The 12,851-nt window shown below is 62.5% G+C and carries 12 protein-coding genes; 11 read left to right on the plus strand and 1 reads right to left on the minus strand.

Translation table 11 applies throughout. From position 1 onward, the window contains the following. The first annotated feature begins 52 nt into the window (after positions 1-52). From ACGYLD_RS13150 to ACGYLD_RS13175, 6 genes are all read left to right on the plus strand, one after another. Positions 53-682, plus strand: a complete 630-nt coding sequence (locus ACGYLD_RS13150) for a glutathione S-transferase family protein (RefSeq protein ID WP_271694038.1) — start codon at positions 53-55, stop codon at positions 680-682. 174 nt (positions 683-856) lie between these two features. Then, entirely contained in the window at positions 857-1,945 is a 1,089-nt protein-coding gene (locus tag ACGYLD_RS13155) for an acyl-CoA dehydrogenase (RefSeq protein WP_271694039.1), read from the plus strand. Continuing rightward, entirely contained in the window at positions 1,942-2,640 is a 699-nt protein-coding gene (locus ACGYLD_RS13160; protein ID WP_394402785.1) for a PIG-L deacetylase family protein, read from the plus strand. Before ACGYLD_RS13155 ends, ACGYLD_RS13160 begins: the two co-directional genes overlap by 4 nt. Then, complete coding sequence (locus tag ACGYLD_RS13165) at positions 2,640-3,203, plus strand: trans-aconitate 2-methyltransferase (protein WP_271694041.1); 564 nt, start codon at positions 2,640-2,642, stop codon at positions 3,201-3,203. Before ACGYLD_RS13160 ends, ACGYLD_RS13165 begins: the two co-directional genes overlap by 1 nt. Then, on the plus strand, positions 3,200-4,246 hold the full coding sequence (locus ACGYLD_RS13170) for a glycosyltransferase family 2 protein (protein WP_271694042.1): 1,047 nt from the start codon (positions 3,200-3,202) through the stop codon (positions 4,244-4,246). Before ACGYLD_RS13165 ends, ACGYLD_RS13170 begins: the two co-directional genes overlap by 4 nt. Positions 4,247-4,348: 102 nt before the next feature. Continuing rightward, complete coding sequence (locus ACGYLD_RS13175) at positions 4,349-6,412, plus strand: catalase (RefSeq protein WP_271694043.1); 2,064 nt, start codon at positions 4,349-4,351, stop codon at positions 6,410-6,412. A 40-nt stretch (positions 6,413-6,452) separates the two neighbouring features. Here the strand turns inward: ACGYLD_RS13175 and ACGYLD_RS13180 are convergent, their stop codons facing one another. After that, on the minus strand, positions 6,453-7,235 hold the full coding sequence (locus tag ACGYLD_RS13180) for an IclR family transcriptional regulator (protein WP_271694044.1): 783 nt from the start codon (positions 7,233-7,235) through the stop codon (positions 6,453-6,455). Positions 7,236-7,399: 164 nt separating this feature from the next. Here ACGYLD_RS13180 and ACGYLD_RS13185 point away from each other — a divergent pair, with 164 nt between their 5' ends. From ACGYLD_RS13185 to ACGYLD_RS13205, 5 genes are all read left to right on the plus strand, one after another. Beyond that, positions 7,400-8,917 carry an ABC transporter substrate-binding protein gene (locus ACGYLD_RS13185; protein ID WP_271694045.1) on the plus strand — a complete coding sequence of 506 codons (1,518 nt, stop codon included), beginning with the start codon at positions 7,400-7,402 and terminating at the stop codon, positions 8,915-8,917. 114 nt (positions 8,918-9,031) lie between these two features. Continuing rightward, complete coding sequence (locus tag ACGYLD_RS13190; protein WP_136720362.1) at positions 9,032-9,949, plus strand: ABC transporter permease; 918 nt, start codon at positions 9,032-9,034, stop codon at positions 9,947-9,949. A gap of 1 nt (position 9,950) precedes the next feature. After that, positions 9,951-10,853 (plus strand): ABC transporter permease, encoded by a 903-nt coding sequence (locus ACGYLD_RS13195; protein WP_271690227.1) that lies wholly within the window; start codon positions 9,951-9,953, stop codon positions 10,851-10,853. Positions 10,854-10,856: 3 nt separating this feature from the next. Next, complete coding sequence (locus ACGYLD_RS13200; protein WP_271693882.1) at positions 10,857-11,855, plus strand: ABC transporter ATP-binding protein; 999 nt, start codon at positions 10,857-10,859, stop codon at positions 11,853-11,855. Continuing rightward, positions 11,852-12,847, plus strand: coding sequence for an ABC transporter ATP-binding protein (locus ACGYLD_RS13205; protein ID WP_209219165.1), 996 nt, complete (start codon positions 11,852-11,854; stop codon positions 12,845-12,847). Before ACGYLD_RS13200 ends, ACGYLD_RS13205 begins: the two co-directional genes overlap by 4 nt. Positions 12,848-12,851 lie beyond the last annotated feature (4 nt).

Here is a 12,851-nt window from a genome sequence, read left to right on the forward strand (position 1 = left end):
TGCTTAACATTGCAAGAAACCGAAACGCACCTCTGCATATGGGACCGAAGCGATGATTGATTTCTACACATGGACCACCCCCAACGGCCGCAAAGTCTCGATCCTGCTCGAAGAATTGGGGATCGACTACAATGTGCATGCCATCAACATCGGCAAGGATGAGCAGCACGCGCCCGAGTTTCTAAAGATCAGCCCCAACAACAAAATCCCCGCCATCGTGGACCATGACACTGGGGTAAGCCTGATGGAATCCGGCGCGATCATGGTCTACCTCGCCGAGAAACATGGCCGCTTCCTGCCCGAGGGGCAGGCCGCGCGGGCCGAGGTGATGCAATGGTTGATGTGGCAGATGGGCGGTTTTGGCCCCATGGCCGGGCAGGCGCATCACTTCCTGCATTTCAACCCCGGCAAGGCCGCCTATGCTGAAGAGCGTTTCGGGGCCGAGGTCAAACGGCTTTACGGCGTGCTCGACAAGCAGCTTGAGGGGCGGGACCATATCTGCGGCGAGTATTCCATCGCGGATATGGCCTGCTGGCCTTGGGTGTCGCGCTATGAATGGCAGCAGATCGACCTTGCCGACCACCCCAATGTGCGTGCGTGGTACCAGCGCCTGCGCGCACGGGAGGCGGTGCAAAAGGGCTACCATGTGCCCAAGGTGATGGGCGAGATTCCCGAGGGCTGACATCCGCCCCCCGCCGCGGCTGCAACGTAGGCGGGAACCAAGAGACAAGTTGAACGGTTGCACTCCCGAAGGCAGTGCTGCCACGCGCGCAGGCTGCCCGTTTCACGAATGGGGGGGCAGTATCGTGACACTTGATCTCAAAGGTGTATCCTTGCTCGGCTGTCGGGCACTGCCATGAACAGTGCGCCGCGTTTCGACCCTTTTCCGCCCCAGTCGCAAAGGGATATCCTTTCGCAATCTGCCCGAAAGGCCCTGCGCCACGCGGCGCGGGCCGAAGAGGCGGGCACCGCCCCGATCAGCGGCTCTATCGACATTCTGCGCGACGCGGGGCTGATGCTGGAAGATGGCGCCACGGCGCCTTTGCGCACCGCCCATGCGCTGATGCAGATCGGTGCCGCCAACCTCAGCGTCGGCCGCTTATGGGAGGGCCACGTCAACGCGCTGCGCCTGATCCGCCTATACGGCAGCGCGGCGCAGGCAGAGCGAGCGAAGCAGGTGATCCGGCAAGGTGGGCTTCTGGGCGTTTGGGGGGCCGATGGCGGCAATCCGGCGCGTTTCGAGAAGGGTGTTTTGAAGGGTGAGAAGATCTTTGCCTCCGGCCTCGGCACTGTCACCCATGCGCTCGTCTCGCTCAATTCCGGCCCTGAGGTGCAGCTTGCGCTGATCGATGTGACCGACCCCGCCCGCGGCGATGCCTCCCAATGGGACATGCTGGGGATGCGGGCAACGGCCTCGGGGACCTATAATTTTTCCGGCCTGCCTCTTGAGGATGACGCGCTTATCGGTGCTCCCGGCGACTATCTGAAAGAGCCGCATTTCGTCGGCGGCGTCTGGCGGATCGCAGCGCTTCAGGCGGGCGCGGCGGCGGGGTTGATCGATGCGGCGGCCACTGCTCTGCGGGACATGGACCGGCTTGAGGCCGAGGCCCAATTGAGCCGCCTGATGCAGGTGCTGATGCGGGTCTGGGCTGGTATGGCATTGGTCGAACGCGCCGCTCTCGCCAACGCGGATGACCACGCGGAGGAGACGCTCGTCAGCGCCTCGATCGCCGCGCGGATTTATACTGAGGAAGTCGCCCTCGACGCGATCAAAGCGGTGGAGCAGAGCCTTGGTTTGCGCCATTTCACCGGAACTTCCGAGACAGGTCGCATGGCGCGCGATCTTTCGGTCTATTTGCGCCAAGCCGCGCGCGACGCCTTCCTGCAACGGGCCGCTCGCCATGCGCTTTCGAGTGACCAGACGGTTTGGGGTGTCTTTGGATGAGCCATAACGCCCCCCTCGCCGAGGCTCTGTCGGGCCGCGAAAAGATTGTGGTTCTGGCGCCGCACCCGGACGACGAAACACTCGGCTGCGGCGGGCTTGTGGCCCGCGCTTTCGCAGGGCCCGGGGCGCATGTCATTTGCGTGACCGATGGCGGCGCCAGCCACCCCGGCTCCCGCGCATGGCCTCCGGCCCGATTGGCCGAAAGGCGACGCGCGGAATTGGCAGAGGCGCTTGATCTCCTTGGTGGCGGCGCAGCGGATTTGACATGGCTCGGCCATCCCGACAGCCGATTGCACGAAGTGCCTGCCGACGCCATCCTGACCGAGCTGATGCAGGTAATCGACGCGCAAACGGCACGCCACGTCTTCGTCCCGGCCCGCGAAGACAGACATTGCGACCACCAAACCACCGCGTCACTGGCCGACGGCCTGCGCGCGCAGCGCCCCGATCTGCATTTTCATAGCTATCCGGTGTGGAGCCGTTTCGACGATCCGAACTTTGCCGAGAACACGGCAGGCTACGCCCCCCTCACCCTCGACACCGCCGCCTACCGCGAAGCCAAGAGTGCCGCGATCCGCGCGCATCGCAGCCAGCTTGGCCAAGTCGTGCAAGACGATCCCGAGGGGTTCGTTCTGCCCGAGGCGATGATCAACCTCTTCGCACAGCAAGACGAAATCTTTTGGAGGATGCCGTGATGGGTGTGGGGTTGGATCATCTCCAAGGTCTCTATGCCGAGACGAGCGATCCTTGGGGGTTCGAACATAGCGCCTATGAGCAGGCCAAATTCGCGGCGACGCGGGCGGCGCTTTCGCAAGATGGCTACCGATCGGCCTTTGAACTCGGTTGCGGCAATGGTCAACTGGCACGCCACCTGATCGACATCTGCGCGCGCTATACCGGGATGGACGCCGTGGCCAGCGCCCTGACCGCCGCGCGCAAAACGGTGCCAGAGGGGCGCTTCGTCCAAGGGTTCTATCCCGGCCCCCTGCCCGAGGGGGACTTCGATCTGCTGATCCTCTCCGAAGTGCTCTATTTTCTGGATCATGCGGGGCTGGACCAACTGGCGACCGACATCGCAACCCGCTGGCCGCAGGCCGAGATCATCTGCGTGACTTGGCGCGGTGACACCGGCAATCCGTTGCAAGGGGAAGAGGCGCTGAACGGCTTTGCCAAGGCGCTCGACACCCATGCCTTCACCTGCGTCAGCAAGACCGAGAACTACCGCATCGACCGCGCCTTTCCGGAGGGTGACAGATGAGTTTCGAGCGCTGGAAAGACACCGCGATCATCATCCCCGCCCGGAACGAAGCGGAGCGGATCGGCGATTGCCTCACCGCCCTCGCCCCCCAGTGTAACGACCGTGTCCACGTGATCCTCGTGGTGAACAACACCGATGACGACACCGCCAAGATCGCCACGGCAGCGGCAGGGCGGCTTGGCATCGACCTCACCGTGCTCGACCTCACCTTTCCCCCCGGCATGGGGGTCGGCGCGGCACGGCGGAAGGGCTGCGCCGTGGCGCTCGAACAGATGCCTCATCTGCGCCAGATCCTGACCACCGATGCCGATTGCCGCGTCAGCCCCGATTGGGTCGCGCGCAGCATTCACCACCTCCAACGCTTTGATGCCCTCTGCGGCAGGGTCACGCTGAACCCCGAAGAGGCCGCCTGTTTGTCGCAGCAAGACCCCATGTTTGAGGCCCATGAAATGGCCTACCGCCGCTTGGTGCTCACGCTCTACGCGCGGCACGCCCCGAACTGCGCCGATTTGCAAGGCAGCCACGGCGAAGCGCCGGGGGCCAGCCTTGGCTTTACCCGCGACGCCTATGAGTCCGTCGGCGGTTTCGCCCCGATCCCCTGTGGCGAGGACCGCGCGATCATCCGCGCCCTGCGGGCCGCGGGCCGCCGGGTGCATCACGCGGATGATGTCTGGGTCGAAGCCTCTTGCAGGCTTGTCGGGCGGGCGGCAGGCGGCATGGCCGATACGCTGCGCACTCGGCTGAGCGGGGCGGGCTATCTGGCCGATGACTGTTTGCCGGATGCGGGCTGCTTGCTGGAGAAACTGCGCCGGGGGGCCTTGGGCTGCTGGCCGGTGCAGGTGCCAGAGGCTGAACGCATTCCGGTCGATGAACTGCCCGCGCATATCGCGCTGCTGCGGGGCTTTTTGGACAAGTCCGCGGCCCGTGAGACAGCCGCCCCCCTCGCACCGGAGGCGGGAGGTCCCCGCCCGCGCGAGAACTTTCCCGCCCGCCGGGCAAAAGCATCGGAACCCCTCGCCGCGGGGGTGGTTGAACTCTCATAGGGTCGGGCAATCACCGCCGGCACTGGAGCGGCCCTCTCGGCCCGCCACATATTAGCAACAAATCCTCCCGATTATATTCCGGGGGCGCTGTGGAGAAAGATCATGACAGACAAAGCACTTGGCAAAGGCGGCGAACCCCGCCAGCAAACCACGGACCGCGAAAAGACGATGACGACCGCGCAGGGCGGCCCGATCGCGGATGATCAGAACTCACTCAAAGCAGGTCCGCGTGGCCCGGTCTTGATGGAAGACCATGTATTCCGCGAGAAGATGTTTCATTTCGACCATGAGCGCATTCCAGAGCGTGTCGTTCACGCCCGCGGCTACGGCGTGCATGGGCATTTCGAGCTGAAAGAAGCGATCCCCGAACTGTCCTGTGCCGATATCTTCCAGCGCGTCGGCGAAAAGACCCCGACCTTCACCCGTTTCTCCACCGTGGCAGGCAACAAGGGTTCTTTCGATCTGGCCCGCGACGTGCGCGGTTTCGCGACGAAGTTCTACACGCAAGAAGGCAACTGGGACCTCGTCGGCAACAACATCCCCGTGTTCTTTATCCAAGACGCGATCAAGTTCCCCGATCTCATCCACTCCGTCAAACCCGCCCCTGACCGTGGCTTCCCGCAGGCGCAGTCGGCGCATGACAACTTCTGGGATTTCGTCTCGCTCTCGCCCGAGGCGATCCATATGACGCTGTGGCAAATGTCCGACCGTGCGATCCCGCGCTCGTTCCGCTTTATGGAAGGCTTCGGCGTGCATACCTTCCGGCTGGTCAACGCCGAAGGCAAATCGCATTACGTCAAGTTCCACTGGAAGCCCAAACAGGGTCTGCAATCGGTGGTCTGGAACGAAGCGCTCAAGATCAACGGCGCGGACCCGGATTTCCACCGCCGCGACATGTGGGATGCGATCGACGCGGGCGATTATCCGCAGTGGGATTTGGGCATTCAGGTTTTCGACGACGAATTCGCCGATAACTTCGAGTTCGACATCCTTGATGCCACCAAGATCATCCCCGAAGAGCAGGTGCCGGTGCGCATCATCGGGACGCTGACGCTTGACGCCAATGTCGACAACTTCTTCGCCGAGACCGAGCAGGTGGCCTTTTGCACCCAGAACATCGTGCGCGGGATCGACCACACGAATGACCCGCTGCTTCAGGGCCGGAATTTCTCCTACCTCGACACGCAGCTTAAGCGTCTCGGCGGGCCGAACTTCACCCATATTCCGATCAACGCGCCGAAATGCCCGTTCCACCACTTCCAGCAAGACGGCCATATGGCGATGCACAATCCCAAGGGCCGCGTGAACTACGAGCCCAACAGCTGGGGCGAGGATGACGGCCCGCGCGAGAACCCCGAGATTGGTTTTCAGAGCTACCCGGCCGAAGTCGAAGGCACGAAACAGCGCGTGCGGTCCGAGACGTTCGCTGACCACTACAGCCAAGCGCGGCAGTTCTACATCAGCCAGACCGAGATCGAGCAGCAGCATATCGCGGCGGCCTATACCTTCGAGCTGTCGAAATGTCAGGAAGAACGCATTCGCCTGCGGATGCTCTCGCATCTGATGAACGTCCATGACGATCTGGCGAAACAGGTGGCCGAAGGCTTGGGCGTGACCGAGATGCCGGAACCCGCCAAACCCGCGCGGGAGCCGATCACCGATCTGCCGCCGTCGGATGCGCTCAGCATTCTAAAGAACGCGCCGAACAGCTTCGCGGGCCGCAAGTTGGGTCTGTTCCTGACCGAAGGCGCGGATGCCTCGGTGGTGGAAGCCTTGGAAAAAGCCTTTGCCGATGAGGGCGCGATGGTCGCCATCGTGACGCCGCATATCCAAGGGGTGACCCTTTCGGACGGCAGCACCCGCGAAGCGGATGAGAAGATCGACGGCGGCCCCTCGGTGGTCTTTGACGCGGTGGCCTTAGTCTTCGGTGAAGAGAAAGCCGATAAGATCGCCAAGAACAAACCGGCGCAGGATTTCGTCTCGGACGCCTTTGCGCATAATAAGTTCATCGCCTGGACCAAAGCCGCCGATCCGCTGCTCAACGCCGCCGGGATTGAGAAGGACGAGGGCACGATCGAGGTCTCTGCCGATAATGCGGACGCGTTCCTTCAAACCTGCCGCAAACTTCGGTTCTGGCAGCGCGAAGAAAAGCTGAACTGGGAATAAGATAACACCGGGCCGGGGCGGCGATGCCCCGGCCCTTTTTCTAGCGCCGATGCACCTGTGATGAGGGCGAAATCGCGTTCGCCGTGTCCTGAAGGCGCGGCAGAATCTCGGCCCTGATCCGCTCCCGCGTCCAAGTATGCGCCGAGACCGAACATTGCACCGCCGCAAAGGCCCGCCCATCCGGGCCGGTAATCGGACAGGCCACCCCGATCTCGGACAAAATCATCTGATCGCTGGAGATCGCATAGCCCTGCTGCACGGCCTCACCGATGCTGTTGCGGATCGTGGCGCGGTCCATCGTGGTGCGCGCGGTAAAGGGTTTGAGCGGCCAAGTCTCGATCGCTTCTTCCCGGTCCTCGGGCGAGAAGGTCGAGATGATCGCCCGCCCCGCCGACGTCGAAAGCGCAGGCAACCGCCGCCCGATCACCGTCGCCGCGAAATAGGTTCGCTGGCAGGGCAGTCGGCTGACGTAGATGATATGATCGGTCGAAAGCTCGGCGAGGTTCACCGTCTCCCCGATCTCTTGGCTGAGGTCGATCAGCTTGGGAATCGCCTGCCCCACCAATTGATCCGACCAGTAATAGGCATAGGCCAGCTCCAACCAAGCATGAGACGGGCGGTAGCGCCGCGTGGCTGGATCCTTTTCCAACATCCCCTCGATATGCAGCGTATTCGCCAGCCGTTGAACCGCGCTTTTGTCCAATCCGCTGCGCGCGGCCAGCTCGACCAACGACAATTCCGTATGCGATTCATCGAAGGCGCGGAGCAGCCGCAGCCCCTTGGCAAGCGACCCGACGTAGAGGGTATTTTGCTTCTTTTCCAATCACCTACCCCGAAATCTGGCCCAATTGTTCAAACCGGGGCTTGACGTATGTCGATCTGATTGCGTTTATTAATCGTATTGCGATACCAAGTATTATTATATGATACGAGACGCAAGTCAAAAAGATACGGAACCGAATTCGTTAACCAGCAGGGGAGTTGACCATGAAATCCACGGTCCTGAAATCAACCATCACCGGGCTTGTCCTGGCCGCCGCCACGGGCGCGGCTTGGGCGGACAAAGCTAATGACACGCTGAATGTCGCCTTCACCAAAGAGCTTGAGAACGTCGACAGCTACTTCAACTCGTCCCGCGAAGGCGTGGTGCTGCAACGCGCGGTCTGGGATGGTCTGATCTACCGCGATCCGGTCACCAACGAATACATGGGCAACCTCGCCACCGAATGGGAATGGGTCGACGACACGACCATCGAATTCAAACTGCGCGAAGGCGTGAAATTCCACGACGGCTCGGACTTCACCGCCGATGACGTGGTCTTTACCGTGAACTACGTGGCCGATGAGGCCAATGGCGTGAAAACGCAGCGCAACGTGAACTGGATGAAATCGGCTGAGAAGGTCGACGACTACACCGTGCGCATCATGCTGAAAGAGAAGTTCCCGGCGGCGATCGAATTCCTTTCCGGCCCCGTTTCGATGTATCCCAGCGACTACTACGAAGAAGCCGGCCCAGAAGGCATGGGCCTGAAACCCGTCGGCACTGGCCCTTACAAGGTGACCGAAGTCGTCCCCGGCCAGCACTTCAAACTGGAAGCCTATGAGGGCTACCACGACAGCCCCAAGGGCAAGCCCAGCATCAAGAACATCGACATCCGCACCATCCCGGATGTGAACACGCAGATGGCCGAACTGTTCAGCGGCTCGCTTGATCTGATTTGGCAGGTGCCTTCGGACCAAGCCGAGAAACTGGCCGAGCGGGATGAGTTCCAAGTCTCCAACGAATCCACCATGCGCGTGGGCTATCTGACGCTCGATGCGGCGGGCCGGTCCGAGGACAGCCCCTTCACCGACGTGCGCGTGCGCAAGGCTGTGAACTATGCGATCAACCGTCAGGAACTGGTCGACGCGCTGCTTAAAGGCAAATCCAAAGTCGTCTACACCCCTTGCTTCCCCAGCCAGTTCGGCTGCGACGAAGACGCGGCGGTGAAGTATGAATACAACCCCGAGAAGGCCAAGGAATTGCTGGCCGAAGCTGGCTACGAAGACGGTCTGACCATCGACTTCTACGCCTACCGCGACCGTGAATATGCCGAGGCGATCACCAGCTATCTGAACGCTGTGGGCATCGATACCAACTTCAAGATGTTGCAGTATTCCGCCCTGCGCGAGCAGAACATGAAGGGCGAAACCGCCGTGTCGTTCCAAACATGGGGCAGCTATTCGATCAACGACGCCTCCGCCATGGTCAGCCAGTTTTTCAAACATGGCTCGCTCGACTACGCGATGGACGACGAAACGCTCGAATACCTCAACATCGCCGACAGCTCGACCGACCCTGAGGTCCGCAAAGAGAACTACTCCAAGGCGATCGAACGGATCACCGAGGAAGCCTATTGGGCGCCGATGTTCTCCTACAACACCAACTACGTGACCACCAACGAGGTGGAATACACGCCCACAGCCGACGAAGTCCTGCGCTTCACCACGGCCAGCTGGAAGTAAACCAATCGGCGGGGGCGCCGTGACCGGTGCCCCTGCCCTTCTCCCCTTCCGCACCCAACCCAGACCCACGCGGCAGGCCCTCGCCTGCGGCGCAGCCTCAAGGTAGTTGCACCCGTGCTTCAATTCATTCTCAAACGATTGGGACTGGCCCTTCTCGTGGCCTTCACCGTGTCGTTTATCAGCTTTAGCCTGCTGTTCCTGTCGGGCGACCCCGCCGCCGCGCTGGCCGGTGAAACCGCCAGTGGCGAAGATATCGAGGCCCTGCGCCGTCTCTATGGTTTTGACCGGCCCATGCTGGTGCAATATGGCGAATGGCTGTTTTCGGCCCTTCAAGGCGATTTCGGCGAGAGCTACTATTTCCGCCTGCCCGTCGCCTCGCTCATCGCCGACCGATTGAGCGTGACCATGACGCTAGGGGTCTGCGGGATCACCTTCGCGTTGCTGACCGCCGTGCCCTTGGGCGTGGTCGCCGCGATCCGCCCCAATTCGATCATCGACCGTGTGGCCCTGTTCATCTCGGTCGCCGGCCAAGCGATGCCGAGCTTCTGGTTCGGCCTCATCCTGATCGTGGTGTTTGCCATCCAACTGGGTTGGCTGCCACCCTCGGGCACCGACACATGGCGGCATTTCATCCTGCCGACCGTGGTGCTGGGCTATTACGCCATGCCCGCCATCATGCGCCTGACGCGCGCGGGCATGCTGGACGTGCTGAACTCCGACTACATCCGCACCGCGCGGGCCAAGGGCGCGAACGAGCGCCGGGTGCTGTTCCGCCATGCGCTGCGCAACGCGATCATCCCCGTGGTCAGCCTCGCCGCCGTACAGATGGGCTTCATGCTGGGCGGCTCCATCGTGGTTGAGTCGATCTTCGCGCTCCATGGCGCGGGCTATCTGGCGTGGGAGAGCATCGCGCGCAACGACCTGCCCACCGTGCAGGCGCTGATCCTGATCTTCTCGATGTTCTATATTGTTTTCACCTTCCTCGCAGACGTGCTGAACGCATGGCTCGACCCCCGCATGAGGAGCAGCTGACATGGCCACGGCAAGCACACATGACAGCCTTTTGGACGAAATCACCGGCCCGACCCCCGGCCAGATGCTGCGCAAGCGCATCTTCGGGCACCAAGGTCTGCTGATCGGGGCGGTCGTTCTGATCATCCTCACGATCATCGCGATCCTCGCGCCTTGGATTGCCCCGCATGATCCCTATGCCCAAAGCCTGATGACCCGGATGGAGCCCCCCGTTTTCATGGGCGGCACATGGGAGCACCCCTTGGGCACCGACCATCTGGGCCGCGATTACCTGTCGCGCCTAATTTACGGCGCGCGGATTTCGCTGCTGATCGGGGCCGTGGCGGCGCTGATCTCGGGTCTGATCGGGACCGCGATGGGCGTGGCTGCGGGCTACTTCGGCGGCAAGGTCGACGCGGTCGTAACCTTCCTCATCAACGTGCGTCTCGCGATGCCGGTGGTACTGGTGGCGCTGGCCGTGGTGGCGATCCTTGGCGGATCGCTGCAAGTGGTGATCATGGTGCTGGGCCTGCTGCTGTGGGACCGTTTCGCGGTGGTCATGCGCGCCTCCACCATGCAGGTGCGGCGGCGCGAATACGTGGCCGCGGCACAGGTCATCGGCGCCTCCACCCCGCGCATCCTCTTGTCCGAGATCATGCCCAACATCGCCAACAACCTGATCGTCGTCGTAACGCTGGAGATGGCCCATGCGATCCTTCTGGAAGCGGCACTCTCGTTCCTCGGCCTTGGGGTGCAACCGCCGACGCCGAGCTGGGGGCTGATGGTCTCCGAAGGCAAGAACATGATGCTGTTCGAGCCGTGGCTCGTGCTGATCCCGGGCGCCGTGCTTTTCGTGCTGGTGCTGGCGATCAACCTGATGGGTGACGGTCTGCGCGACGTCACCGCCCCCGAAAACCGGAGCTGACCCATGACAGAACCACTTCTGAGCGTCCGCAACCTGCGGCTCGATATTCCCACGGGCGGCGGCACCCTGCATGCGGTGCGCGGGATCGACTTCGACCTCAACCGTGGCGAGACCCTGTGCATCGTCGGCGAAAGCGGCTCAGGCAAATCGCTCACCTCGCTGGCGCTGATGGGGCTCTTGGGCAAATCCATCAAACGCCGCGCGGATCGGATGACCTTTGACGGGACCGAGTTGACCACCGCGAGCCAAGGCCAGATGCGCAAGCTGCGCGGGGCGCGGATGTCGATGATCTTCCAAGAGCCGATGACCTCGCTCAACCCCGCCTATACCATCGGCGATCAGCTGGCCGAGGCGCTGCTTTTGCACCGCAAGGTCAGCCGCCAACAGGCGCGGGACCGGGCGATTGAACTTTTGGAGAAAGTCGGCATCACCGCCGCCGAGAGCCGCTTGTCGCAATATCCGCACCAGCTGTCAGGCGGTCTGCGCCAGCGCGTGATGATCGCCATGGCGCTGATGTGCGAGCCGGAGCTGATCATCGCGGATGAGCCGACCACCGCGCTCGACGTGACCATTCAGGCGCAGATCCTGCGGCTGCTCCACGATCTGGGGCGCGAGATGAACATGGCCGTGATCCTGATCACCCATGACCTCGGCGTGGTGGCCCGCGTGGCCGACAAGGTCGCGGTGATGTATGCGGGCGAATTGGTCGAGACCGGCCCGGTCGGAGACATCTTCAACGCCCCCTCGCACCCCTACACCCGTGGGCTTCTGCGCTGCATCCCGCTCCCGGGCAAGACCGACCGCGGCGCGAAACTGGGCACCATCCCGGGCATCGTGCCCTCGCTGGTGGGCGAGGTTGAGGGCTGCGTCTTCCGTACCCGCTGCCCGCATGCCGTCGCCGAATGCCGTGGCGACATCCCCAAACGCGAGAACGGCAACCATGCCTTCCGCTGCATTTTCCCCGATGGCAAACGCCAGTCCGAGAAGGAGCTGACCGTATGAAGGACAGCGTGAACACACCCCCGGTGCTGGAACTTTCCGGCGTCAGCAAGACCTACCGGGTGAAACAGGGCATGTTCGGCAAGGTCAAACCGCTCACGGCGGTGAATGACGTGTCGCTGCAATTGGGCAAGGGGGAGGTGCTGGGCCTCGTCGGTGAATCCGGCTGCGGCAAATCCACCCTTGCCAAGATCCTCTTGGGGCTGGAGGAGCCAACCGCCGGTCACGTTAAGATCGACGGTGAGGAGATCACGCAGCAGGGCCGTCTAGCGCTGGCACGGCGGATCCAACCGATCTTTCAAGACCCCTATTCCTCGCTCAACCCGCGCAAGAGCATCTATGACGTGATCTCTCTGCCGCTGCGGGTGCACAACATCGGTGATGAGGAGAGCCGCAAGAAAAAGGTCAAAGAGATCCTCGACGTTGTGGGCCTGCCGCAACGGGTGATCAACACCTACCCCAGCCAGATGTCGGGCGGCCAGCGCCAGCGCGTCGCCATCGCCCGCGCGCTCATCATGAAGCCCGAGGTGGTGATCTGCGATGAGCCGACCTCGGCGCTGGATGTGTCGGTGCAGAGCCAGATCCTCAACCTGCTGGGCGAGCTGCGCGAGGAGTTCGGCCTTACCTATCTCTTCATCAGCCATGATTTGGCGGTGGTCGAACACCTCGCCACCCGCGTGGCGGTGATGTATCTGGGCGAGATCGTCGAGCAGAACTCGGTCGCCGGGCTCTTTGACGCGCCGCGTCACCCTTACACCAAGGCGCTTTTGAAATCCGTGCTGACACCCGAGCCCGGATTGGGTGTGCCCGACACCCAGCTTGGCATGGCCTACCCGAACCCGATCGCGCCGCCGCCCGGTTGCCATTTCCACCCGCGTTGCCCGCGCGCGACGGATCTGTGCAAGCAAAAGGCACCGCGTCACACCCCGATCCCGCAGGGGCATGTCGCCTGCCATCTGCACGATCCGGAAACCCCCATGTACGAACAAGAGTAGTCCC

Source organism: Sulfitobacter sp. 1A12056 (genome assembly GCF_043558125.1).
Classification (GTDB): domain Bacteria; phylum Pseudomonadota; class Alphaproteobacteria; order Rhodobacterales; family Rhodobacteraceae; genus Sulfitobacter; species Sulfitobacter faviae.

Bases quoted from the DNA above. Each gene is read 5' to 3' on its own strand.
- ACGYLD_RS13155 (WP_271694039.1), top strand. From the start codon at position 857: ATGAACAGTGCGCCGCGTTTCGACCCTTTTCCGCCCCAGTCGCAAAGG.
- ACGYLD_RS13170 (WP_271694042.1), top strand. From the start codon at position 3,200: ATGAGTTTCGAGCGCTGGAAAGACACCGCGATCATCATCCCCGCCCGG.
- ACGYLD_RS13150 (WP_271694038.1), top strand. From the start codon at position 53: ATGATTGATTTCTACACATGGACCACCCCCAACGGCCGCAAAGTCTCG.
- ACGYLD_RS13165 (WP_271694041.1), top strand. From the start codon at position 2,640: ATGGGTGTGGGGTTGGATCATCTCCAAGGTCTCTATGCCGAGACGAGC.
- ACGYLD_RS13200 (WP_271693882.1), top strand. From the start codon at position 10,857: ATGACAGAACCACTTCTGAGCGTCCGCAACCTGCGGCTCGATATTCCC.
- ACGYLD_RS13160 (WP_394402785.1), top strand. From the start codon at position 1,942: ATGAGCCATAACGCCCCCCTCGCCGAGGCTCTGTCGGGCCGCGAAAAG.
- ACGYLD_RS13185 (WP_271694045.1), top strand. From the start codon at position 7,400: ATGAAATCCACGGTCCTGAAATCAACCATCACCGGGCTTGTCCTGGCC.
- ACGYLD_RS13175 (WP_271694043.1), top strand. From the start codon at position 4,349: ATGACAGACAAAGCACTTGGCAAAGGCGGCGAACCCCGCCAGCAAACC.
- ACGYLD_RS13205 (WP_209219165.1), top strand. From the start codon at position 11,852: ATGAAGGACAGCGTGAACACACCCCCGGTGCTGGAACTTTCCGGCGTC.
- ACGYLD_RS13195 (WP_271690227.1), top strand. From the start codon at position 9,951: ATGGCCACGGCAAGCACACATGACAGCCTTTTGGACGAAATCACCGGC.